Origin of the sequence: Aquimonas voraii, from assembly GCF_900101825.1 — a bacterium.
Classification (GTDB): domain Bacteria; phylum Pseudomonadota; class Gammaproteobacteria; order Xanthomonadales; family Xanthomonadaceae; genus Aquimonas; species Aquimonas voraii.
The window spans coordinates 116,505-139,371 of record NZ_FNAG01000005.1; the positions used below are offsets into that span (position 1 = coordinate 116,505).

Here is a 22,867-nt window from a genome sequence, read left to right on the forward strand (position 1 = left end):
AGGACAGCTCGACGCTACTCGCGGTCGACGCCGAGGTCCTCGAGTTCGCCCTCGTCATCCAGTCGCAGGCTCAGGCTGATCGGGCGGCAGCAGACCGGGCAGTCCTCGGTGTACTCGGACTCGCCGTAGGACAGATCGACGAAGGCATCGAAGCCCTCGCCGCACCAGGGGCAGTGGATATGGCGTTCGGTGAGCATGTTGGGAGCCGGGAATCGGGAATCGGGAATGGTGGAAGCCGGCGGTGTGAAGCGCGCGCAGACGAAGCGCGCGGTGAAGCTGCGCTTCTGACGATTGCCGATTCCCAGCTCACGATTCCCCGCTTCAAGCCAGAAAAAGCCCGATCAAGTCGTTCTGGTACTGCTGCCCCAGCGCCGAGGCGCGGAAACGCTCGCCGTCGGTGTCCAGCCAGCCGCGCGCCTGCGCCTGGGCGAAGGCGGCATCGAGCGCGCTGCGCGGCAGGCCGGTGCGAGCCTCGAAAGTCGAGAGGCTGCTGCCTTCGAGCAGGCGCAGCGCGTTCAGCATGAACTCGAAGGGCAGGTCACTGGCGCCGATGTGCTGCTCGCCGCCGATGCGTGCCGGCCCGGCGGCGGCGTCCAGGTAGGCCTGCGGATGCTTCAGCTTCCAGCGCCGCAGGATGGCGTCTTCGGCGGGCAGGGTGATCTTGCCGTGGGCGCCGGCGCCGATGCCCAGGTAGTCGCCGAACTGCCAGTAGTTGAGGTTGTGCTGGCTGCGGCGGCCGGGCCGCGCGTAGGCCGAGATCTCGTACTGCGCGTAGCCGGCTTCGGCCAGGCGCTGCTGGCAGGCCGCCTGCATGTCCCAGGCGCTGTCCTCGTCGGGCAGGCCCGGTGGCGGCTTGGCGGCGAACAGGGTGTTGGGCTCCAGCGTGAGGTGGTAGTGGCTCAGGTGCTCGGGCGCGAGCGCGATGGCCTGCTCCAGGTCCGACAGCGCGCCGTCGAGCGTCTGCCCGGGCAGGGCGTACATCAGGTCCAGGTTGATGTTGTCGAAGCCGGCGGCGCGGGCGAGCTCGAAAGCGCGCTTGGCCTGGCCGCTGTCGTGGATGCGGCCGAGCGCGGCGAGGCGGGCGTTGTCGAAGCTCTGCACGCCGAAGCTGATGCGATTCACGCCGGCCGCACGGTAGGCCTCGAAGCGGTCGAACTCGGCGGTGCCGGGGTTGGTTTCGAGCGTGACTTCGAGCCCCGGCATCAGCCGCAGGCGGGCGGCGACGCCCTCAAGAATCTCGCCGATCGCGGCCCCCGGAAACAGGCTGGGCGTGCCGCCGCCGAAGAAGATGCTCGACACCGGCCGACCCCAGACCTGCGGCAGCTCCTGGTCGAGGTCGGCCAGCAGGGCGCGCACGTAGTCGACCACCGGCAGCGCCTCGGGCACGCGGTGAGAGTTGAAGTCGCAGTAGGGGCATTTGCGCACGCACCAGGGGATGTGGATGTAGAGCGCGAGCGGCGGCAGGCTGAGCACGGGCGTTGGCATCGTCGGACGGCCGCCCAGCATGCCAGCGCGGTTGGGCGCCGCACAGGGCGCCCGGGCCGGCTTCGCTGCGTCTTTGCGCGCCTGTGGGTACAAGGCGCCGCCGCCGACGTGAAGCGGCGGCCTGGAACTTGCACGCGCTGCCGGGTTTGCGGCGTCGCGCCGCAGGCTGGGACGGCCATGCGGGTGCGCCGTGCGCTGCCTGCAGGCCATTGAGGGGGTCGGGGGCTTGGACGCGAACACCACGCTGCGCTCGGGGCGCACCTTGGAACTGCCGCCGCAGTTCGACGCCGGCACGCTCGGTCGCGGAATGCTGCGCCTGTTCGCCCATTCCACCCGCACGGCGCTGGCGCTGCTGGACCAGGACAGTCGTCTGCTCTGGGCCAATCCGGCTTTTGATGGGCTGGGCCTGTGCGCGGGCGATGCCTGGCTGGGCCAGCCCCTGATGTCTGTTCTGGCGCCGGGCGCGCCGGCCGACGAGCCGGATGACACCGCCCTGTTGCGCATGGCCCTGCAGCAGCAGGCCGCCACCCACACCACGCTGTCGGTGCGCACGCCGGATGGCCGGCGCCTGTGGCTGGAGGCCGACCTGCAGCCGCTGCGCGAGCACGGCGCCGCCGCCGCCGGCTTCGCCCTGGTGCTGCATGACGTCAGTGCGCAGGTGCGCGAGCGGCGCCGGCTGCGTCGACTGATCGACTCGACCATCGCCGGCATCGTGGTGCAGGACGCTTCGGGTCGGATCGTCGACTGCAATGCCGAGGCCGAGCGCCTGTTGGGCCGCAGCCGCGCCCAGCTGCTGTCCGCCAGCTCGGAGAGTGGCGACTGGGACGCGATCCGCGAGGACGGCAGCGCCTACCCGGGCAGCGAGCATCCCGGCATGCGCGTTCTGCGCGACGGCGTGGCCGTGCGCGGCGACGTCATGGGCATCCGTCTGCCCGGCGGCGAGCGCCGCTGGATCGAGGTCAACACCGAGCTGATGACCGACCACGACAGCGGCGAGCGCTCGGTGGTCAACAGCTTCATCAATCTCACCGCGCAGAAAGCCGTGCAGGCGCAGATGCATGCCGAGCGCGAACGCCTGCTGGCCAGCCTTGAAAGCACGCGCGCCGGCGTCTGGGAGTGGCAGGTCGACAGCGGCGCCCTGCAGGTCGACGCGCGCTGGGCCGAGATCATCGGCGAGACGGTGGATGCGCTGCAGCCGCTCAGCATCGAGCGCATCCTGCCGCGCCTGCACCCGGATGACATCGCGATCGTGGATGCCGCCGCCCAGGCACATTTCAGCGGCCGCGGCGAACATTACGAATGCGAGCTGCGCCTGCGCCATCGCGAGGGTCACTGGGTGTGGGTGCTGGTGCGCGGGCGGGTCGCCCTGCGCGACGCCGCCGGCCAGCCGCTGCGGGTCTACGGCACTCATACCGAAATCAGCCAGCGCAAGCGCACCGAGGCCGAGCTGGCGCGCACCCAGGTGCTGCTGCAGGGTCTGTTCGAGCGTTCGCCCCTGGGCGTGGCGTTGAACGATCTGGTCGGTGGGCGCTTCCTCGACGCCAACGCCGCGCTGCTGCGCATGCTCGGTTATTCCCGTGCGCAGCTGCTGGCCGCGAGCTATTGGGACATCACCCCGCGCGACTACGCCGAAGCCGAGGCCGAACAGCTGCGCAGCCTGATGCAGACCGGCGCCTACGGGCCCTACGAGAAGGAGTTCCTGCATGCGAGCGGGCGCCGCCTGCCGGTGCTGCTGTCGGGCATCCGCATCACCCAGCCGGACGGCGCCGAGCAGGTCTGGTCGGTGGTGCAGGACCTGTCCGAGCGGCGCCAGTTCGAACAGCAGCTGCAGCGCGCCGCGCTGACCGACGAGCTGACCGGCCTGCCCAACCGCGGTCTGCTGCTGCAGCGCCTGCAGCAGGTGCTGCGCGAGCTGCGTGCCGGCCAGCGCGCTGGCGCCGCCCTGCTGTTCGTCGACTTCGACCGCTTCAAGCAGATCAACGACAGCTACGGCCACGATGCCGGCGATGACCTGCTGCGCAAGGCGGCCCTGCGCATGCGCGCGGCCCTGCGCGCCGACGACATCGGCCTGCAGGGCGGCCACGGCAACGTGGTCGCCCGTTTCGGCGGCGACGAGTTCGTGGTGCTGCTGGCCGATGTCCACGAGCCCGCGGCGGCCGCGCATCTGGCCGAACGCCTGGTCGAAACCATCGCCCCCGGCTATCGCTTGGGCGGCGCCGAGGTGCGGCTCGACGTCAGCGTCGGCGTGGTCATGCTCGATGACCCCGGCGCCAGCGCGGACGAGATCCTGCGCCGCGCCGACCGCGCCATGTACCGCGCCAAGGACGCGGGCGGTGGCCGGGTCCAGCTCGGCGGCGATTGAAACCGCGCCTGGACCCAGCCGGCGACGCCGACTCAGCCCGCGACCGGATGCGCCCTGAAGAAGGCCTGCACCTCGTCCAGCACCTCGGCGCGTGCGTCCTCCAGCACGTAGTGGCCGGCCTCGGCGTACTCGCGGGCTTCGGCACGGGGCAGCGCGCGGCGGAATTCGCGCAGGCAGGTGTGATCGAAGACGAAGTCCTGCATGCCCCACAGCAGCAGGGCGGGGCGGTCCGCGAACTCGGGCAGGCGACGGCCGATCTCGGCCACGGTGTTCCAGGCCGGGTCGCCGGCGCCAAGCGGGATGTCCTGCACGAAGCGCAGGGTGGCGATGCGGTGGGCCCAGCTGTCATAGGGCGCGGTGAAGGCACGGCGCTCGTCCGCCGGCATTGGCTTCTTCACCGCCAGCCGGGTCGCGCCGGCCGAGAAGGCATTGAAGCCGCGGATCAGCAGCGCACCCAGCCTGGAGTCGCGGCCCAGCTTGAGCAGGCCGGGCAGGCGTTTGTCCGCCGGCATGGTGAAGCCGGCGGTGTTGAGCAGCACCAGCCGCGCGACCCGCTCTGGATGGCGCAGGGCCCAGCCCAGGCCGATCAGGCCGCCCCAGTCGTGCAGCACCAGGGTGACCGACCGTTCGGGCTCGATCGCCGCCAGCAGGCGATCCAGATCATCGATGCGGCTGTCCAGCGTGTAGCGGTAGCGGCTGTCGTCGGGCTTGTCGGACAGGCCCATGCCGATGTGGTCGGGCACGATGCAGCGGTGGCTGCCGCGCAGGGCCAGTACCAGGTGCCGGTAGTAGTAGGACCAGGTCGGATTGCCGTGGACCATGACCACGGCCGGGCCCTGGCCCTCGTCCAGGTAGCTCATTTCGAGGCCGTCGCCGCGGTCGAAACGGCGCGGCTGGAACGGGTAGTCGGGAAGCTTCAAGCGGGCGACGCCTTGGCAAAAGGGCGTCTATGGTAGCCGCTTGCCGGGCCTGGCCCGGCAAACCGGGAATGCTGCTTGCATGATGGCGGACATGGCCGTCGATCCGCACTGCCGCACCTCCCCCGCCGGGTCCCGCCCGGCCGGCTGGCTGCGCGCCTGCGGTTGGCTGCTCGGCCTGGCGCTGGCTGCACCCGCGCCAGCGCTCGACCCCAGCAGCGACTTCGGCGACTACCTGCTGGAGCGCTGGACCGCCGAGGACGGCTTGCCGCAGATCACCGTGCTGACCCTGGCCCAGGACAGCCAGGGCTATCTCTGGGTCGGCACCCAGAACGGCATCGCCCGCTTCGACGGCCGCCGCTTCCACACCTTCAATCGGGTCACTACCGGGCTCGACCTGACCATGCCCAATGTCAGCCGGGCGGGCCCGGACGGCGAGGTCTGGTTCGGCACGCCGCGGGGCCTGCTGCGCCAGCAACGGGGGCGCTTCGAAGAGGTGCCGATCGCCACCGCGCCGACCTCGGTGCGCGCTCTGCAGCACTGGGATGGCCAACTGCTGGCCGCCACCGTCGACGGCCTGCGCAGCCCCGGTCGCCCCGGCCGGCCCGAATACCTCGGCGGCGAATCGGTGCAGGCCCTGGCGGTGGATGCGGTCGATCGCCTCTGGGCGGCCGCGGATGGCGCCCTGTTCCTGCTCGAACACGGCCACGCGGCGCGCCGCTTTGCGCTGCCCGAGGACGACACCCGGCCGTTGGCGCTGGCGGTATGGCAGGGCGACATCGTGCTTGGCAGCCGCGATGGCGTCTGGCGCTTCGATCTTGGCAACGGCGCCTGGGACCGGCTGTTCCCGGCGCTCAGCGGCCAGGCGGTGCCGACCCTGCACGCCGATCGCCACGGCAACCTCTGGGCGGCCAGCGTCGAATCCTTGCAGCGCCTGCGTCCGGATGGGGCGCTGGAAGAAGTCGGCGAGGACGCCTTCGTCGCCCGACCCTGGCTGCACGTGATGTTCGAAGATCGCGAGGGCGACCTCTGGCTGGGCAGCCAGCGCGAAAGCCTGCTGCGCATCAGCGATTCGGCCCTGCGTGTCATCGGCCGCCGCCAAGGCCTGCACGACACTCTGCTGTGGAGCGTGCTGGCCGACGATGCGGGCGGGCTCTGGGTCGGCACCAATGCCGGCTTCGCCCACTGGCGGCCCGGCACCGGCTTCGCGCAGGTGACCCGCGGCGACCCGCTGCCCGATCCGGCCGTCTACAGCCTGCACCGCGACCCGCTGGGGGCGATCTGGCTGGGCACCCGCGCCGGCCTTGCCCGCCTGCGCGCGGGCAGGATCGAGTCCGATCCGGCGTTTGCACCGCTGGCCGCCGCGCAGATCACCAGCTTCGCCGACGACGGCGACGCGCTGTGGATCGGCAGCCTGGACGGCCTTTGGCGCTGGAAGGAGGGCGCTCTGTCGCGCTTCGGCGCACCCTCGGGTTCGCCTGAGGCCCGCGTACGCAGCCTGCTGCTGCAGGACGATGGCAGCCTGCTGGTCGGCACCGAAGGCGGCCTGAGACGACTGCGTGGACGCCACTGGGACAGCCCGGACTGGGCCAGTCCGGTGGACGGCAGCTTCATCTCCAGTCTGCGCACCCTGCCTGACGGTGGCCTGCTGCTGACGACGCTCGACAAGGGCATCGCCCTCTACCGCGGCGGCGAGCTGCGTGCCTTCGGCCAGTCGGACGGCCTGCCCTCGGCCAACGGCTGGACCTCCGACCTGGTTGGCGCCCACGTCTACATCAGCACCAACGACGGCGCCTACCGGCTGCCGTTGGCACGCTTGCTCGACCCCGACGGTGAGGCCGGCCTGCAGGCCGAAGTGGTGGTGCGGGCGGTCAACCGCGCCCGCGGTGACCAGCGCATGGGCTGCTGCAACGGCGGTGGCCACGCCCGCAGCGCGCGGCTGGGTACCCAGCTGTTCTACCCGACCACCAATGGTCTGATCCGACTGGATACCGAGCGCATCCAGCGGGCGGCCGACTGGCCGGGCCTCGCCATCGAGTCGGTCGAAACCGCCGCCGGCGAAGTCGATTTCCCCGAACGCGTGCGCATCGAGGAGCCGCCGCGCGATCTCGCCATCGAGTTCGCCGGAGTCAGCCTGCGCCACGCCAACGAGATCGAGTTCCGCTACCGGCTCGATGGCTACCAGCGGGGCTGGACCGAGGCCAACGGCCTGCGCGCGGTCTACACCGGCCTGCCGCCGGGCGACTACCGCTTCCTGCTGGAGGGCCGCTTCCCCGGCCGTGAATGGCAGCGTGCCCAGCCGCCGTTGGACATCACGGTGGTGCCCGCCTGGCACGAACAGCGCCAAGTGCACCTGGGCGCGGCCCTGGCTCTCTTGCTGCTGTTCGGCCAGCTCTGGCGCTACAGCCTGGAGCGCGGCGAACGCCAGCGCCGCGCGCTCGCCGAGGCGGTGCGCGAACGCACCGAAGCCTTGGACCGTGCCAACGAGCGCCTGCGCAGCGCCAATGCCGCGCTGCTTGAGGAAAGCCGCACCGACGCCCTGACCGGCTGCGCCAACCGCCGCGCCGCCATGCGTCTGCTGGCCGAATGGCCGTCCTACGCGCTGATGCTCATCGACCTCGATCACTTCAAGGCGCTGAACGACCGCTACGGCCACGCCGCCGGCGACCAGGTGCTGATCACCTCGACCGCCCTGCTGCGCGCGCGGCTGGCACCGAATGCCCTGCTCTCGCGCTGGGGCGGCGAGGAGTTCCTGGTGGTTTGGCCGGGTCTTGGCCTGGAGGACGCGCTTGCCGAAGCCGAACAGCTGCGGGTCACCCTCGCCCAGGCCGCCTTCCAGACGCTTGGCGGACAGGCCCTGCGCGTGACCTGTTCGATCGGCGTGGCCGAGCACCCGCTGCAGGGTGGTCGCGGCGACTGGCAGCTCTCACTGGAACTGGCCGACCGTGCCCTGTACCGTGCCAAGGCCAATGGTCGCAACCGGGTCGAGGGCGCCCAGCTTGAACTCGCGGCCGGGCAGGCGCTGCCGGCGGCCGGCGAAACCCAAGCGCTGGACGCACTGGCCCAGCAGGGCAGCCTGCGCTTTGAGCGGCCGCGCGTGCTGCGGATCGGCTGAAGCGCGCTGTGTAGACTGCGGCGCGCTGTCCGCCCATCCGCCCAAGGTCCGCATGAACCCCGCCGAGCCGAACCCCGCGGTCGACACCGCCAGCCTGCGCCTGCTGGATGCCGCCAGCGCCGCCCGCCGGCTGAGCCGGGTCGATCCCACCGAAGCCGCAGAGGCGCTGGTGCACCTCACCCACGGCCAGGCCGCCGAGGTGCTGGAGCAGCTCAGCGAAGGCCAGCGCGCGGCGATCCGCGCCGCCGGCGTCTCCGGCCTGCCGGATGCGCGCGCGCTGGACTATCCCGAGGGCTGCGTGGGTCGACTGCTGGAATCGGCCCCTGCCGTCTTCGCGCCCGCGCTGCGCGTCGATGCCGCCATCGAAGCCCTGCGCGAGATCGTGCAGCGGCGTATGGTGATCTACGTCTTCGTGGTCGATGCGCAGCAGCGCCTGCTGGGCGTGGTGGCCTTCCGCGAACTGGTGTTCGCGCGGCCCGAACAGACGCTCGCCGACATCATGCTGCGCGCGCCTTTCAGCCTGCGGCCGGAGATGTCGCTGGAAGAGGCCATGCGCGAGGTGGTGACCCGGCACTACCCGGTCTACCCGGTCTGCGACGGCGAAGGTCGGCTGATCGGCCTGGTGCCGGGCGCGGTGTTGTTCGAGCAGCAGGCCTTCGAGATCTCGGCCCAGGCCGGCGCCATGGTCGGCGTCGAGCGCGAGGAGCGCCTCGCCACGCCGCTCTGGCGCAGCTTCCGATTCCGTCACCCGTGGCTGCTGATCAACCTGCTGACCGTGTTCGTCGCGGCCGGCGTGGTCGGCGCCTTCGAGCATGCGATCGAACAGCTGGTGGTGCTGGCCCTGTTCCTGCCGGTGCTGGCCGGGCAGTGCGGCAACCTCGGCGCGCAGTCGCTGGCGGTCACCCTGCGGGCGATGACCCTGGGCGAGACGCGGCAGATCCGCCCGCTCAAGCTCGCCGGCAAGGAGGCCCTTCTCGGCCTCGCCAACGGCGTCATCACGGGTGCGCTCGCTGCAGGCGCGATGTACTGGGCGGCCGGACGCAACCCGGGCGGCGATCCGCTGCTGCTCGCCGGGGTCACCTTCACCGCGATGAGCATTGGCTGCGCACTTGCCGGCGTCGCCGGTGCGATGGCGCCGCTGGCCCTGAAGAAGGCCGGCGCCGACCCGGCGACCGCGTCGGCCATCCTGCTCAGCACCGCCACCGACGTGCTCAGCATGGGTTTGTTTCTGGGGCTCGCGAGCCTGGTGCTGCTGTAGCTCCCTCAGCTGCAGTGGGTCCTGGCCTGGCGCTTGACCGACTTGGCCCGAGAATGGCCAGGCGCCGAGCGCTCGCCTGCGCCGATCAAGGCGCTGGACCGCCTGCTCGGCCGCTCGCATCTGCACGCGGAGTCTGCGGATCTGCCGCGCGCCTTGGAAGGTCTGCGAAGGCTGGACGACCAGACGGCGGCGGGCCCTTCCGCTCGGAGGCGAGTCTCAAGCGCATGTCCGAGGCGAGGCGCAGACACGTGGTGGGCCAGGGTCTACCCTGGGCAAGGCGCAGAACGCGCGCGGCGTTCGCTATCGGAGACGCAGAGTCGGCAAGCGGATCCGGCCTCGCGCCGCCCATCGGGTGGGTGTCGACCCACCGCCGCGACATGAGGCCTTGGCCGGGCGCGTGGACGATACGCTTCGCCTTGCCTCACACCGGCCCGAAGCGGCCCGCCTGGTAGTCGAGCATGGCCTGCTGGATCTCGTGCGGATGATTCATCACGAAGGGCCCGTACTGCACGATCGGCTCGTGCAGCGGGCGACCGGCGACCAGGATCAGGCGCGCCGGCGCCGCCGCTGCCGCCACCTGCAGGCGATCGCCGTCCGACAGCAGGGCCATCACATCGCTGCCGACCGCCTGACCGTCGAGTTCGGCGCGGCCTTCGAAGACGTAGGCGAAGGCGGTGTGCCCCGGCGGCACCGGCACTTCGAGCGAGGCGCCTGCCGGCAGGGCGATGTCGAGGTACAGCGGCGAGGTCGCTTGCGCATCGACCGGCCCGCGCACGCCGCCGTACTCGCCGGCCAGCACGCGCACGCGAGCGCCGGGCAGCGGTTCGACCTCGGGGATGCGCTCCGGCGCGATGTCCTGGTAGCGCGGCGCGCACATCTTCTGCGCCGCCGGCAGGTTGATCCACAGCTGGAAGCCCGACATGCGCCCCTCCTCCTGCTCGGGCATTTCCGAGTGCACCAGGCCGCGGCCAGCGGTCATCCACTGCACCGAGCCCGACACCAGCAGGCCTTCGTTGCCCTGGTTGTCGCGATGGCGCATGCGCCCTTCGAGCATGTAGGTGACGGTCTCGAAGCCGCGGTGCGGATGGTTGGGAAAGCCGGCGATGTAGTCGGCGGCCTCTTCCGAGCCGAAGTGGTCCAGCATCAGGAAGGGATCGAGGTTGCGCAGTTCCGGAATGCCGATCACCCGGGTCAAGCGCACGCCGGCGCCGTCCGAAGTGGGCATTCCGCGCACGAGGCGGGTGACGCGGCGGGGCTGGGTCATGGGGCTCTCCGAACCGGTGGGATGGCCGCCAAGATGCTGCGGGCGGCGGCTGCGCTCAAGCCTCGCCGCTGCAACGCTGCGTTGTGGTGAAGGTGCGCTCGCGCGCAGCGACGGATGCGGCCGCGCTCAGCGCGCGCCCATCGCCCGCGGCACCACGGCCATGGTCAGGCGCGAGATGCACACCGGCTGGCCGGTCTCGTTTTCGATGCGGATGTCCCAGACCTGGGTGCTGCGGCCGACGTGGATCGGCCGGGCGGTGCCGATCACCCAGCCCGTGGTGACCGCGCGCAGATGGTTGGCATTGATTTCGAGTCCGACTGCCATCTGCGTGGCCGGGTCGACGCAGAGGCTGGCCGCCATGCTGCCCAGCGTCTCCGCCAGTGCAACCGAGGCGCCGCCGTGCAGCAGGCCGAAGGGCTGGTGGGTGCGGTGATCGACCGGCATGCGGCCGCGGATGAAGTCCTCGCCCACCTCCAGCACCTCGATGCCGAGGTGCTGGACCAGGGTGTCGGCGCTGCCGGCGTTCATCGCGGCAGCGTCGACTTGACGCAGAAAAACCCGCGCCAAACTCAGCGGACCTTGATCAGGCTCGGCCGCCAGCTGCGGGTGTAGCCGGCGCGGCCGTAGCCGCTGCTGCCGCCATAGCCCACGCCGTAGTCGCGCTCGCGACGGCGGTGGATGCGGTTCAGCAGCTCTTCGCGACGGGCTTCCAGAAAGTCGGCGCGGCCGACCTTGGCAGGATCGAGCCCGCGGCGCTCGGCCTCGTGCTGGCGGAAGTCGCAGAAGTCCTCGTAGGCCTCGATCTCGTTGTGCAGCTGGCGCAGGCAGAGCTCGATCATGATCGCGTCGTCGAGGTAGCCCAGCACCGGGGTGTGGTCGGGGATCGCGTCCTGCGGATTGACGAAGTAGACCAGGGCCGAGACCACATGCTTGCGGTCGTCCTCCGGCAGGGCGAAGCCTTCGTCGTTCAGCATTGCGATCAGTGAATCCAGGCCTTCGAGGCGCTGGCGGATGAAGTCCGGCAGGGCGCCGGTCTCGGCCGACTTCAGCAGCTCCGCCGCGGCCTTGACGATTTCGTCCGCCGACTTGGCGCTGGCCTCGGCCGAAGCCTGGGCCGCGCGGAAGCGCTCGATGTCCTTGTCGCTGAGGTCGATGGTGATGCTGAGGGGCATGGCGGTTCCTTGGCAGGGGAGAGCGGCGGTGAGGTCGGGGCCGGCTGAGCGCACGCCCCGGAGCCTGCGCAGCCTAGCCAGCCCCCCGGGGGCGGTCAATTGACGAACGTCATCGCCGGCCCGGCTGGGTCTTCGCGCGTGTCCCTCAGCTTTGGAGCAGCGATGTCTTCCGCAACCGCTGTCCTGCGTGTGGGTGAGTGTCGCCCGCGCGATCGCGCGCGGACGCACACCGAACTGAGGTCCACCATGCTCACGCTTCCTCGGCCCCATCACGCTTTCGCCCGGAGCGCGGCCCGCCTCGGCGTCTGTCTGTTCGCGCTGTCGGCAGGGATGGCAGCTGCCCCCGCCTTCGCCCTGGTGCTCCGGGTTGGCAGCGACGCCGCCTGCACGCATTCCAGCCTGCAGGCGGCGCTGCTCGCCTTGCAGGGTCAGGCGGGTCAGCACTCCGTCCTGATCAACAAGGGCGCCTACGCGGTGCCGAACGGCATCGTCTACGCCCCGACGGTCAACCAGACCGCCGTGTTCCTGGAGGGCGGCTATGACAGCTGCAGCGCGGGGCTGTCCGGCGACCCCACCCAGGACGCCCATCGCGCCGTGTTCGATGGCAGCGGTGGCGCCCAGCGCCCGGTGCTGGAGCTGCGCCTGAACGGCCGCGTGGGCAGCTTCCAGCTGCGTCGGCTGGTGCTGACCGGCGGTGACGCCACGGGCACGGTTGAGAACAGCACCGGCGGCGGCCTGGCGATTCGCGGTGCGGCCTCGGTGCTGCTGGGTCTGGGGGCCAGCATCCGCGGCAACAGCGCGGTCGACGGCGGCGGTGTGGCCCTCACCGGCAGCGCGGTGACCCTGGAGGAGCCGCTGGCGCGGGTCGATCTGTTCCTCGTGGAGGGCGCGGAAATCTCCGGCAACAGCGCCAGCAACCGCGGTGGCGGTCTGTACTGCGGTGGCTTTCCGCCCGGTGGTGGCGCCAATGTCAGCCGGCACGGCAGCATCGTCGTCCGCGACACCCTCATCGGCTTCAACCAGGCCGCCAGCGGCGCGGCCTTCCACTGCTACGGCAGCCTCGAAGGCGGCGGCGGGCTGCAGCCTCGGCCGACCGGGACGGTCTGGATCGTCGGCAACCAGAGCACCGCCGAGACGGGAGGTTGCGCCGCCGGTATCGGGACGCTCGACGCCAGCCAGCCGGCCACCGCAGGCGTGCGCGTGCTGGGTGCGGCCGACAACACCTCGGGTCTGCTCGCGATCAGCAGCAACGGCGGCTTCAACGCCGGCCTGTGCCTGAGCGGCAGCTATCGCATCGGCACGTCGACGCGACCGCCGGGCGAGAGCCGCTTCCGCCTGCAGAACCTGGTGATCCTGCAGCAGGCCGGGCGCGGGGCCCTGGGCCTCAGCGTCAGCAACGCCCTGGAGCTTGAGCTGCGGCCCTCGGGCGATCAGGTCAGCTGCAGCTTCTTCAATCCCGTGCCCCGCCTCAGCCTGCACGGCAACGCCCCTGACAGCGTGGCCGGCGTGCCGCAGTCCGGGCGTCTGCTCAGCGCCAGCACGGGCGCACGACTGCTGTTGCGGCGCGCCTCGGTGCAGGACAACCTCGCGTTCCCGACGCTGATCAGCGCCACCGATACCGCACAGATGCGCATCGAGGCCAGCGTGCTGGATGACAACCGCGTGGTCGATCCCAGTGGCGTCAATGGACCTTCGCTGTTCGCCGCCAGCCTCGGCGGCCATGTTCGACTGGTGAACAGCACGATCATCATGCGCAGTGGGCTCGATCGCTTCTTCCGCCTCGACGACGCCGGCACGGCCGCCGCCTACGCCAGCATCCTCGCCTCCACCGTCACGCCTGCGCCGGCCAATATCGGCGGCAACGACAGCGCAGGACGTTTCACCCGCGGCTGGTGCGGCTTCTTCCAGTCCACCGCCGACTTCGCCACACACCTGGTCGAAGCCGATCCCACGCTCGGCGGCTTCACGACCCTGCCCGCGGCCGCCTTTGACCTCGATCCACAGACCTATGCACCGCGCAGCGAGCTGTTGATCGACCGCTGTTCACCCGCTGACACCGGCAGCGACTTCCGCGGCGCGCCCTTCAACCAGCAGACCCGCGCCGGCAGCCTGGCCTGGACCGACATCGGCGCAGTGGAGAGGCAGCCGCAGACCGCCGTGTTCGCCGATGGCTTCGAATCGCCATGAAGCGAACCCCGGCCGGCCTGCGCGCCGGGTTCGCAATGGCCGTCGCCGCCGCTTCATGCTTCAATGCCGTCCGCAAGCGGGGGTGTCCGGCGGCAGCCGGGCTGAGAGAGTCCCTTTGAACCTGATCCGGCTCACACCGGCGTAGGGAGCTTCGATTCGATGCGCGGTGGCGGCCCGACCCGGGCCCACCGCGCCTCGCACCGGCGCCGCCGCTTGGACCTTTCAGATTCCAAGGACCGCCGCATGAACGCCCTGCCCGAAGATTTCCAGCGCGCCGCCGAGGCGCTGTCGGCCGATGTCACCCGCCCGATTCCGGGCTCGCGCAAGATCCACGTCACCGGCTCACGCCCCGACCTGCGCGTGCCGATGCGCGAGATCCGCCAGTCCGACACCCCGGCCCTGTTCGGCGCCGAGCCGAACGCCCCGCTGAGCGTCTATGACACCTCCGGCCCCTATACCGATGCCGATGCGCGCATTGAGCTCACCGCCGGTCTGCCGCGCCTGCGCGAGGCCTGGATCGCCGAACGCGGCGACACCGAAGTGCTGGCGGGCATCAGCTCGCAGTACGGCCTGAAGCGCCTGCACGACAGCAAGCTCGACAGCGTGCGCTTTCCCAGCCTGCGGCCGCCGCGCCGCGCCAAGGCCGGCCTCAATGTCAGCCAGATGCACTACGCCAAGCGCGGCATCATCACCCCGGAGATGGAGTTCGTCGCGATCCGCGAGAACCAGCGCCGCGAGGCCCTGGTCGAGCAGGTGCGCGCGCAGGGGTTGGCGCGCGGACGCATGCACGCGGGCCAGGATTTCGGTGCCGCGCTGCCCGGCCTGATCACGTCCGAATTCGTGCGCGACGAGATCGCCCGCGGCCGCGCCATCCTGCCCAACAACATCAATCACCCCGAAAGCGAGCCGATGATCATCGGCCGCAACTTCCTGGTGAAGATCAACGCCAATATCGGCAACAGCGCGGTGACCTCGTCGATCGCCGAGGAAGTCGAGAAGATGGTCTGGTCGATCCGCTGGGGCGCCGACACGGTGATGGACCTCAGCACCGGCAAGCACATCCACGAGACCCGCGAGTGGATCCTGCGCAATTCGCCGGTGCCGATCGGCACCGTGCCGATCTACCAGGCGCTGGAGAAGGTGGGCGGCCGCGCCGAAGAGCTGACCTGGGAACTGTTCCGCGACACGCTCATCGAGCAGGCCGAGCAGGGCGTGGACTACTTCACCATCCACGCCGGCGTGCGCCTGGCCTACATCCCGTGGACGGCCAAGCGCGTCACCGGCATCGTCAGCCGCGGCGGCTCGATCATGGCCAAGTGGTGCCTGGCGCATCACAAGGAGAATTTCCTCTACACCCACTTCGAGGAGATCTGCGAAATCATGAAGGCCTACGACGTGGCCTTCTCGCTGGGCGACGGCCTGCGTCCGGGCAGCATCGCCGACGCCAATGACGCCGCCCAGTTCGGCGAGCTCGAGACCTTGGGCGAGCTGACCAAGATCGCCTGGAAGCACGACGTGCAGACCATGATCGAAGGCCCCGGCCACGTGCCGATGCAGCTGATCAAGGAGAACATGGACAAGCAGCTGCGCGAATGCGGCGAGGCGCCCTTCTACACCCTGGGCCCGCTGACCACCGACATCGCGCCCGGCTACGACCACATCACCAGCGCGATCGGCGCAGCCATGATCGGCTGGTACGGCACCGCCATGCTCTGCTACGTCACGCCCAAGGAGCACCTCGGACTGCCCAACAAGCAGGATGTGCGTGACGGCATCATCACCTACAAGATCGCGGCCCACGCGGCCGATCTCGCCAAGGGGCATCCGGCCGCGCAGATGCGCGACAACGCGCTCTCCAAGGCGCGCTTCGAGTTCCGCTGGGAAGACCAGTTCAACCTCGGTCTCGATCCGGAGAAGGCGCAGGAATTCCACGACGAAACCCTGCCCAAGGACGCCCACAAGCAGGCCCACTTCTGCTCGATGTGCGGACCGAACTTCTGCTCGATGAAGATCACCCAGGACGTGCGAGACTTCGCCGCGGCGCAGGGCATCAGCGAGCAGGAAGCGCTGCAGCAGGGCATGCAGCAGAAGGCCGAGGAATTCCGCGCGCAGGGGGCGGAGGTGTATCGCAAGGCGTAAGCGGCCTCAGCCGTAAACGCACAGGGCCCGCGAAGCGGGCCCTGTGCGTAAGAGACAGCCTGAATGCCGGAGCGCGCTTCGACGCGCGCCGCCGTCAGGCTCAGAACGGTGGCGCCTCACTGGCTGCGGCTTTCTTCGCCGGCGCCTTCTTGGCGGCCGCTTTCTTCGCCGGTGCCTTCTTCGCTGCGGTTTTCTTCGCCGCCGCCTTCTTCGCCGGCGCCTTCTTGACCGCGGCGGGGGCCTTGGCCGCAGCGACCTTTTCGGTCGTCTTCTTGGCCCCGAAGCGGCCGCGCTTGGCACCGCGAGCGGGTGCCGTCGCCATGATGGCTTCGCAGTCCGCGAGGCTCAGCGAGGCTGGCTCGACATCCTTCGGGATCTTGCCGTTCTTCTCGCCGTCGGTGATGTAGGGCCCGTAGCGGCCGTTGACGATCTCGATCGGGCTGCCCTCGAACTTCTTGATCAGACGGTTGGCCGCGGCTTCGAGCTTCTCTGCCACCAGCTGCACCGCGCGCGGCAGCTCGATCGTGTACGGATCGTCCTCGGTCTTCAGCGAGGCATAGGTGCTGCCCAGCTTGACGAAAGGCCCGAAGCGGCCGACGCCGACCGTGACTTCCTCGCCCTCGTGGGTGCCGAGATTGCGCGGCAGCTTGAACAGCTCCAGCGCTTCTTCGAGCGTGATGGTGTGCATGCTCTGGCCGGCGCGCAGCGAGGCGAACTTGGGCTTGTCGGCGTCCTCCTTGGTGCCGATCTGGGCGAAGGGCCCGTAGCGGCCCAGCCGCACGCTGACCGGCAGGCCGGTCTTGGGATCGTTGCCGAGCACGCGCGAGCCGCTGGCGTCGCTGCGGTCGACGGTCTCGATCTTGTCTTCGACCAGCGCCTTGAAGGGCTTCCAGAAGCGCTCCATCAGCGGCAGCCAGTCTTCCTCGCCGCGCGACACCGCATCGAGTTCATCCTCGAGCTTGGCGGTGAAGTCGTAGTCGACGTACTGGGTGAAATGCCCGGCCAGGAACTTCGCCACCGCGCGCCCGACATCGGTCGGCCGGAAGCGGCGGTTGTCGAGCATCACGTACTCGCGGGAAAGCAGGGTCTGGATGATGCTGGCATAGGTCGAAGGCCGGCCGATGCCGAACTCTTCCAGCGCCTTGACCAGGCTCGCTTCGGAGAAACGCGGCGGCGGCTCGGTGAAGTGCTGGTCGATGACGATCGCCGACAGCGGCACGATGTCGCCGGGCTTCATCGCCGGCAGCTTGCGACCTTCATCGTCCGCGTCCGCCGACTTCTGGTCGGTGCCTTCTTCGTAGACCGCAAGGAAGCCCGGATCGATCACCGTGGTGCCGGTGGCGCGGAAGCCGTGGTCGCGGCCCGCGGCCAGCTCGACGCTGACCGTGTTCATCGTGGCCGGCACCATCTGGCAGGCGACGGCGCGCTTCCAGATCAGCTCGTAGAGCTTCTGTTCGTCAGGGTTCAGATAGGCGGCCACCGACTTCGGCGTCAGCTTGGCCGAGGTCGGACGGATGGCTTCATGCGCTTCCTGCGCGTTCTTTGATTTGGTGCGGTACTCGTTGGCCGCCGCCGGCAGCGCGTCGGCGCCGAACTCGCGGGCGATCACCTCGCGCAGCTCGGCGACGGCCTCCTGCGAGAGGTGGGTCGAGTCGGTACGCATGTAGCTGATCAGGCCGACCGTGCCCTGCTCGCCGAGGCTCACGCCCTCGTAGAGCTTCTGCGCGACGCGCATGGTGCGGCTGGTCGAGAAGCCGAGCTTGCGCGCCGCCTCCTGCTGCAGGGTCGAGGTGATGAAGGGCGGCGCCGGGCGGCGCTTGCGCTCGCGGCTCTGCACGTCACTGACGTGCAGGGCGTTGCCGGCGGCCTGCACCAGGCGACCGCGCGCGGCCTCGGCGTCGGCGGCATTGGTGAGGGTGAATTGTTCGACCTTCTTGCCGTCGAGCTTGACCAGCTTGGCGTTGAAGGGCGTGACTGCGTGGGCGAGCTGGGCCTCGGCGGTCCAGTACTCGCGCGGCACGAAGGCCTCGATCTCCTCTTCGCGCTCGACGATCATGCGCAGCGCCGGGCTCTGCACGCGGCCCGCCGACAGACCGCGCTGCACCTTGCGCCAGAGCACGGGTGAGAGGTTGAAGCCGACCAGGTAGTCGAGGGCGCGCCGCGCCTGCTGGGCGTTGACGAGATTGTCCGAGACCGCGCGCGGCTTCGACATCGCTTCCTTGATGGCGCGTGGGGTGATTTCGGTGAACACCACGCGCTGCAGGGTCTTGTCCTTCAGCAGGCCGCGTTCACGCAGCACCTCGGCGATGTGCCAGCTGATCGCTTCGCCCTCGCGGTCCGGGTCGGTCGCGAGAAACAGGGCATCGGCGGATTTCGCGGCCTTGGCGATCGCGTCGACATGGCGTTCGTTGCGGTCGATCAGCTCGTAGCGCATCGCGAAGTCGCGCTCGGGATCGACCGCGCCCTCCTTCGGAACAAGGTCGCGCACGTGGCCGTAGGAAGCCAGGACCTGGAAGTCCTTGCCGAGATATTTATTGATCGTCTTGGCCTTGGCGGGGGATTCGACGATAAGCAGGTTCTTGGCCATTTCAGTCCATCAGAGGCGTGAGGAGGACGCGGGCGCCGCGTCCTGTCGATGCGCCCGTCATTCAAGTGTGTGGTGCAGGTAACCCGCAGGGGTTGAAGCGGCCGTGATCGGCCGGCGGCCGTCTCGGCGCGCCGCGAGGGCATGGGCTGCGCGCCCATCCCGCCTTAATTCAGTGTCAACACAGCGTCCCTTCGCAAGTCAAGCCTTGGCTTCCAGCCAGAGCCGGCCCCCGCCCGGCAGTTCCGCGCGGGCAAACGACAGCTCGGGTGCCTCCACGGCCGGCGGTGCAAGCTGCGCGCCACGGCTGCGTGCGCGCTCGGTGTAGTCCTGGTAGGCGGGAATCGCAATCGCCGCCAGCATGCCCAGGAGCGCAATGCCGCCCAAGCCCACCACCACGATCAGGAATACGATCACACAGCCACCCAGGCCGCGCTGCTGGCGCTCCGGATGCGCGGTGAAGGCCCACTTGTCGACCACCAGGGTGCCGGCCACGAAGTCGTGCAGGGCACGCTTGCGTTCGGTGAGGCCGGCCATGAAGAAGCCGATCCACAGGGTCAGATACGAAAGCGCCGCCGAGAACCAGCGGCCCAGAGCATGGGCGAAGCTGAGCCTGCGCCCCTCAAGGTCGGTGACCTTGATGCCCAAGGCCAGCTTGCCGACCGTGGCCTGCAGGGAGGAGCTCTCCATCAGCGAGTAGTACAGGCCGGCGGCCAAGAAATAGATGAGGTAGAAGACGAAGTAGAACGCGACCATGCCGGGGTCGAATGGGCCATCACGTTCGTCCAGGCCACCAAACAGGCTCAAAGCGAAGATCCCACCTGCGACGGCGGCCAGAATCTGGGCGACCAGGCCGACGAGGAAGGCGTCGAGGAAGAGGGCTGCCCAGCGGCGCAGGAAACCTGCGTAGACCACATCGCCGCTATTGGCCCAGGCGACCTCGACATCCAGCCGGGCCGCGCCGGGGGCATAGGGCGAATTGGCCGCGGCGGCGGGCGATGCCGTCGGCGCGGCGGCGGCAGATGCGGGCATTGCCGTGGGCGCCGGCGGCGGCTCGGGCGCCGCCAGGGCATCCAGCCCGAGCTCGGCGCTGGCCGCCGACAGCGGCTGCCAGTCGCTCCAGCCTTCGCGCCAGACCAGGCTGTCCCGGAGCAGGCGCCCCTGGCGCACATGTCCGACCAGCACGGCGGCGCTCACGGGGCCCTGCTGTTGGCCCTGTGCATCGACGTAGTACCAGGTGCGCGCGGCGGCGGGCGGGTTCATGCGGGGCTTCCCGGAGGTCAGGCCGCGGGATGCTTCACCGCCGTGATCCGAAGGTCAAGAACAATCGTCGCCGCGGCGATGGAAGGACACCCGCTCGAATGCGAGTCCGAGTTCCGGGTGACCGGCTCAGTGCAGGGCTTCGCCGTCGAGCGCGAACAGGTGGCTTTCCATCCACGCGAACGCGGCCTCATGCCCGGGCTGATTGAACAGCACCATCAGCACCACCCACTTCAGGTCGTCGAGGTCAAGTTCGGCCTGGTCCAGCGCCATCGCGCGGTCGATCACCTGCTCGCGCAGGCTGCCATCGAGGATGCCGATTTGCTCAAGGAACATCAGGAAGCCGCGCGATTCGAGGTCGAGCCGCTCCAGCTCCTGCGGGGCGTAGAGACGCAGAGGACCTGCGACCGGAGCAAGGCTGCCGGAACCCTCGCGCAATTGCTCAAGGCCATCGAGCCAGTCGAAGGCCTTGCTCACTTCGGCGGGGCTGAATCCGGCCTGGATCAGGCTGGCCTGCAGGGACTCCCGGTCGCGTACCGCATCGGGGTCGTCGTAGAAGTAGTTCTCGAACAGGTAGAGCAGTACGTCCAACAAGGTCTCTTTCATCCAGCCTCTACCTGCGCCGGCGCGCGCTATTCAATCAGGAAGGCCGCCGGGCGTAGCGGCCGTGCTGTGCGCTGACCACCCCCTCCAGTTCCAGCATCAGCAGCATGGAGGACAGCACCCCCACGGTCAACCCGGTGCGCTCGGCCAACAGATCGATGCCGACCGGGTCGTGTCCCAAGGCTGCAAGCAGGCGGGCGCGTTCGGGGTCGGCCTCGGGCGCTGGGTCGGCGGCGGCTGCTGAGCCTTGTGGTGCCGACTGCAGGCGACCGCGCAGGCTCATCGCCAGCCGTTGGGCGGTCGGGCCGAGGGCTTCGATCACCTCGCCGGCGGTCTCCACCAGCGCGGCGCCCTCACGGATCAGCCGGTGGCAGCCGCGGGCCAGCGGGTTGTGGATGGAACCGGGGATGGCGAACACCTCGCGGCCCGCTTCGCTGGCGTAGCGGGCGGTGATCAGGGCCCCGCTGCGCTGCGCGGCCTCGACCACCAGGGTGCCCAGCGCCAGCCCGGCGATGATGCGGTTGCGACGCGGGAAGTGGTCGGCGCGCGCGGAGGTGCCCGGAGCGAACTCGCTGACGATGCAGCCCTGCTCGCGCAGGCGCGCGGCGAGGGCGCGGTGGCGGGCGGGATAGACGATGTCCGGTCCGGTACCGACCACGGCGACGCTGGGCTGTCCCGCGTCCAGGGCGGCCATGTGGGCGGCGGCGTCGATGCCCTCCGCGAGCCCGCTGGTGACGATCAGCCCGCTGCGCGCGAAAGTGGCGGCGAAGTCGCCCGCGAGGTCGCGCCCGCCCGCCGTCGGGTTGCGGCTGCCGACGATGGCGATCTGCGGATGCCACAGCAGGTCGGCATTGCCGCAGACGAACAGCACCGGTGGTGCCGCGGACAGCTCGGCCAGCAGGGCGGGGTAGTCGGCTTCGCCGAGTTCGATCAGGCGGTTGCCGGCGGCGGCCAGCCACTCCGCATCCGCGGCCTCGCGCGCGGGATCGCGGCGCAGGAAGGCCTCGGCAGCCGTCTCGCTGACGCCCAGGCTGCGCAGCGCCGAGGCCTGGCCGGACTGCAGCCGTTGCGCGACCTGGGCGTCTTCCAGGGCCAGACGCAGAACGCGCCCCGGAAGCGGGGCGCGTACGGCAGCGAACCAGACCTCGGGACGCAGTTTCAAGGACGTCAGGGCAGCCGGTCGGGCGCCTTGGCCATGTTGTTCACGCCGGCCGGGCGGATCGCGTCCATCACCAGGCCATAGCTGACCTTGTCGAAGGTGCGGAAGATCATCACGTGGCCGATGAACTCATCCGGCAGCTTGACCTTGCGGGAGGGCAGGTTGGCGGAGAGTTCGTTGCGGTTGGCGATGCGGTCGGCGACGCTGTCGCCTTCGTCGTAGAGCGCGAACACCTGCCCGTTCTCGATGCCGTCGCGGGCGCCGGCGGACAGTGCCACCACATTGCGAGGCCCAGCGATGCGGTAGTAGTCGGTGACGGCCAGCACGCGCATGTTGTCCGGCACGCGTTCCGGGGCCCGCGGGGTGAAGTACAGGTCGAAGGCGGGCTCCTGCACCGGCATCAGCAGGTCTCCGGCGCGGACTTCCTTGCCTTCAGGAGCCAGCAGCAGGGTGGCGGGATCGCCTGCGACCGTCACCTCGGCGGTGGTGACGTCCGCGACTTCCCAGCCGAGCACCTCGAAACCGTTGTCCGAGGCCGCGTAATAGGCCCACTCGATGCCAGCGGTCCGCGGGGTCAGGCCGTCGCGGGCGTTCCACTCGTCGCTTTTGAGCCGCGGCTTGCCGTTGATCGGGTGCGGATGGACGGCGTAGCGCACGGTCGGGCGCACGATGGCCCAGCGCTGGCCGGGTTCGAACTCGGCGCCGCGGGCGTAGATCACCTGGCCGGAGGCGCCGCGCAGGCGGTTCTCCTCGATGGCCAGCACGTAGGGCAGGTCCTTGGGCTCTTCATCGAGCACGCGCATGCGCTTGAGGAAGGACTCGACCTCGTGCAGCGGGATCGTGCGGATCGCGTCGTCGGCCTCGCGGCGGATCTGCGGATCGCGGCGATTGACGCCGAGCACGGGGCGGCCATCGAGGTAGGCGAGACTGATGACATCGCCCGGGTAGATGAGGTGCGGGTTCTCGATCTGCGGGTTGGCCTGCCAGATCTCCGGCCACAGCCAAGGCTGCTTCAGGAAGCGGCCGGCGATGTCCCACAGGGTGTCGCCCTTCTGCACCACGTAGGTGTCGGGGTGGTCGTCGCGCAGCTGCTGGGCCGCCACGCAGGTGGCAAAGGTCAGCACGGCGACGGCGAAAACTGAAAGCAGTTTTTTAAGCATGGCGGCCATCTACCTGATTTACCAAGCAGGTTTGTCGGCACTATAGCGTAAAGATTTGTGGATTAGAAACGGTTCAGGTTCACACTATGGCGCGTCGCATGCCGGCGGAGGCGGTGTGCCGGCAGCGTCCAGCGCCGGCGCCGTGTTCAGCAGGCCGCTGCTATAGTCGCGCGTCGAATCCCCTTGATTTCAGGCGCCTTCG

The 22,867-nt window shown here is 69.8% G+C and carries 16 protein-coding genes and 1 riboswitch; of the genes, 5 read left to right on the top strand and 11 right to left on the bottom strand.

What is annotated here, in order from left to right:
• Nucleotides 1-14: 14 nt before the first annotated feature.
• Together BLP83_RS10350 and hemW are read right to left on the bottom strand one after the other, a co-directional pair.
• The gene (locus BLP83_RS10350) at nt 15-197 is read right to left on the bottom strand and encodes a CPXCG motif-containing cysteine-rich protein (RefSeq protein ID WP_091242254.1); all 183 of its coding nucleotides are present in this window, start codon (nt 195-197) and stop codon (nt 15-17) included.
• 124 nt (nt 198-321) lie between these two features.
• Complete coding sequence (gene hemW, locus BLP83_RS10355; RefSeq protein ID WP_176764122.1) at nt 322-1,485, bottom strand: radical SAM family heme chaperone HemW; 1,164 nt, start codon at nt 1,483-1,485, stop codon at nt 322-324.
• A gap of 226 nt (nt 1,486-1,711) precedes the next feature.
• Between hemW and BLP83_RS10360 the strand changes: the two genes are divergently transcribed.
• Nucleotides 1,712-3,847 carry a sensor domain-containing protein gene (locus BLP83_RS10360; protein WP_091242258.1) on the top strand — a complete coding sequence of 712 codons (2,136 nt, stop codon included), beginning with the start codon at nt 1,712-1,714 and terminating at the stop codon, nt 3,845-3,847.
• A gap of 32 nt (nt 3,848-3,879) precedes the next feature.
• Here the strand turns inward: BLP83_RS10360 and BLP83_RS10365 are convergent, their stop codons facing one another.
• Nucleotides 3,880-4,707: an alpha/beta fold hydrolase gene (locus BLP83_RS10365; protein WP_091242529.1), complete on the bottom strand. Its 828-nt coding sequence runs from the start codon at nt 4,705-4,707 to the stop codon at nt 3,880-3,882.
• 151 nt (nt 4,708-4,858) lie between these two features.
• Between BLP83_RS10365 and BLP83_RS10370 the strand changes: the two genes are divergently transcribed.
• Entirely contained in the window at nt 4,859-7,879 is a 3,021-nt protein-coding gene (locus BLP83_RS10370; protein WP_176764123.1) for a ligand-binding sensor domain-containing diguanylate cyclase, read from the top strand.
• A gap of 52 nt (nt 7,880-7,931) precedes the next feature.
• Nucleotides 7,932-9,137 carry a magnesium transporter gene (locus BLP83_RS18310; protein WP_176764124.1) on the top strand — a complete coding sequence of 402 codons (1,206 nt, stop codon included), beginning with the start codon at nt 7,932-7,934 and terminating at the stop codon, nt 9,135-9,137.
• Nucleotides 9,138-9,558: 421 nt separating this feature from the next.
• Here BLP83_RS18310 and BLP83_RS10390 read toward each other — a convergent pair whose 3' ends face one another.
• The 3 genes from BLP83_RS10390 to BLP83_RS18315 all read right to left on the bottom strand — a co-directional run bounded on the left by BLP83_RS10390 (nt 9,559) and on the right by BLP83_RS18315 (nt 11,573).
• Nucleotides 9,559-10,401, bottom strand: coding sequence for a pirin family protein (locus tag BLP83_RS10390; RefSeq protein ID WP_091242269.1), 843 nt, complete (start codon nt 10,399-10,401; stop codon nt 9,559-9,561).
• Nucleotides 10,402-10,527: 126 nt separating this feature from the next.
• Nucleotides 10,528-10,929 carry a hotdog fold thioesterase gene (locus tag BLP83_RS10395; protein WP_091242273.1) on the bottom strand — a complete coding sequence of 134 codons (402 nt, stop codon included), beginning with the start codon at nt 10,927-10,929 and terminating at the stop codon, nt 10,528-10,530.
• A gap of 41 nt (nt 10,930-10,970) precedes the next feature.
• Nucleotides 10,971-11,573 (bottom strand): YkvA family protein, encoded by a 603-nt coding sequence (locus BLP83_RS18315; protein WP_143006641.1) that lies wholly within the window; start codon nt 11,571-11,573, stop codon nt 10,971-10,973.
• A gap of 330 nt (nt 11,574-11,903) precedes the next feature.
• Here BLP83_RS18315 and BLP83_RS18320 point away from each other — a divergent pair, with 330 nt between their 5' ends.
• Nucleotides 11,904-13,760, top strand: coding sequence for a hypothetical protein (locus tag BLP83_RS18320; RefSeq protein ID WP_143006642.1), 1,857 nt, complete (start codon nt 11,904-11,906; stop codon nt 13,758-13,760).
• Nucleotides 13,761-13,828: 68 nt separating this feature from the next.
• Nucleotides 13,829-13,925: riboswitch (TPP riboswitch) on the top strand.
• A 78-nt stretch (nt 13,926-14,003) separates the two neighbouring features.
• Nucleotides 14,004-15,899 (top strand): phosphomethylpyrimidine synthase ThiC, encoded by a 1,896-nt coding sequence (thiC, locus tag BLP83_RS10405; protein WP_091242276.1) that lies wholly within the window; start codon nt 14,004-14,006, stop codon nt 15,897-15,899.
• Nucleotides 15,900-15,999: 100 nt separating this feature from the next.
• Here thiC and BLP83_RS10410 read toward each other — a convergent pair whose 3' ends face one another.
• The 5 genes from BLP83_RS10410 to BLP83_RS10430 form a co-directional block, all read right to left on the bottom strand.
• Nucleotides 16,000-18,486: a DNA topoisomerase I gene (locus BLP83_RS10410; protein ID WP_091242279.1), complete on the bottom strand. Its 2,487-nt coding sequence runs from the start codon at nt 18,484-18,486 to the stop codon at nt 16,000-16,002.
• Nucleotides 18,487-18,684: 198 nt separating this feature from the next.
• A complete protein-coding gene (locus BLP83_RS10415) occupies nt 18,685-19,746 on the bottom strand; it encodes an RDD family protein (RefSeq protein WP_091242283.1) in 1,062 nt (353 codons plus the stop codon).
• A gap of 126 nt (nt 19,747-19,872) precedes the next feature.
• Nucleotides 19,873-20,349 carry a DUF494 family protein gene (locus BLP83_RS10420; protein ID WP_091242285.1) on the bottom strand — a complete coding sequence of 159 codons (477 nt, stop codon included), beginning with the start codon at nt 20,347-20,349 and terminating at the stop codon, nt 19,873-19,875.
• A gap of 34 nt (nt 20,350-20,383) precedes the next feature.
• Nucleotides 20,384-21,508 carry a DNA-processing protein DprA gene (gene dprA / locus BLP83_RS10425; RefSeq protein ID WP_176764125.1) on the bottom strand — a complete coding sequence of 375 codons (1,125 nt, stop codon included), beginning with the start codon at nt 21,506-21,508 and terminating at the stop codon, nt 20,384-20,386.
• Nucleotides 21,509-21,513: 5 nt separating this feature from the next.
• Complete coding sequence (locus tag BLP83_RS10430; RefSeq protein WP_091242535.1) at nt 21,514-22,665, bottom strand: LysM peptidoglycan-binding domain-containing protein; 1,152 nt, start codon at nt 22,663-22,665, stop codon at nt 21,514-21,516.
• Nucleotides 22,666-22,867 lie beyond the last annotated feature (202 nt).

What these genes read in the sequence shown, in the direction of transcription:
- BLP83_RS10415 (WP_091242283.1), bottom strand. Translation starts at nt 19,746, where the DNA reads ATGAACCCGCCCGCCGCCGCGCGCACCTGGTACTACGTCGATGCACAG.
- thiC (WP_091242276.1), top strand. Translation starts at nt 14,004, where the DNA reads ATGAACGCCCTGCCCGAAGATTTCCAGCGCGCCGCCGAGGCGCTGTCG.
- BLP83_RS10420 (WP_091242285.1), bottom strand. Translation starts at nt 20,349, where the DNA reads ATGAAAGAGACCTTGTTGGACGTACTGCTCTACCTGTTCGAGAACTAC.
- BLP83_RS18310 (WP_176764124.1), top strand. Translation starts at nt 7,932, where the DNA reads ATGAACCCCGCCGAGCCGAACCCCGCGGTCGACACCGCCAGCCTGCGC.
- BLP83_RS18315 (WP_143006641.1), bottom strand. Translation starts at nt 11,573, where the DNA reads ATGCCCCTCAGCATCACCATCGACCTCAGCGACAAGGACATCGAGCGC.
- BLP83_RS10350 (WP_091242254.1), bottom strand. Translation starts at nt 197, where the DNA reads ATGCTCACCGAACGCCATATCCACTGCCCCTGGTGCGGCGAGGGCTTC.
- BLP83_RS18320 (WP_143006642.1), top strand. Translation starts at nt 11,904, where the DNA reads ATGGCAGCTGCCCCCGCCTTCGCCCTGGTGCTCCGGGTTGGCAGCGAC.
- hemW (WP_176764122.1), bottom strand. Translation starts at nt 1,485, where the DNA reads ATGCCAACGCCCGTGCTCAGCCTGCCGCCGCTCGCGCTCTACATCCAC.
- BLP83_RS10390 (WP_091242269.1), bottom strand. Translation starts at nt 10,401, where the DNA reads ATGACCCAGCCCCGCCGCGTCACCCGCCTCGTGCGCGGAATGCCCACT.
- BLP83_RS10430 (WP_091242535.1), bottom strand. Translation starts at nt 22,665, where the DNA reads ATGCTTAAAAAACTGCTTTCAGTTTTCGCCGTCGCCGTGCTGACCTTT.
- BLP83_RS10365 (WP_091242529.1), bottom strand. Translation starts at nt 4,707, where the DNA reads ATGAGCTACCTGGACGAGGGCCAGGGCCCGGCCGTGGTCATGGTCCAC.
- BLP83_RS10410 (WP_091242279.1), bottom strand. Translation starts at nt 18,486, where the DNA reads ATGGCCAAGAACCTGCTTATCGTCGAATCCCCCGCCAAGGCCAAGACG.
- BLP83_RS10370 (WP_176764123.1), top strand. Translation starts at nt 4,859, where the DNA reads ATGGCCGTCGATCCGCACTGCCGCACCTCCCCCGCCGGGTCCCGCCCG.
- BLP83_RS10395 (WP_091242273.1), bottom strand. Translation starts at nt 10,929, where the DNA reads ATGAACGCCGGCAGCGCCGACACCCTGGTCCAGCACCTCGGCATCGAG.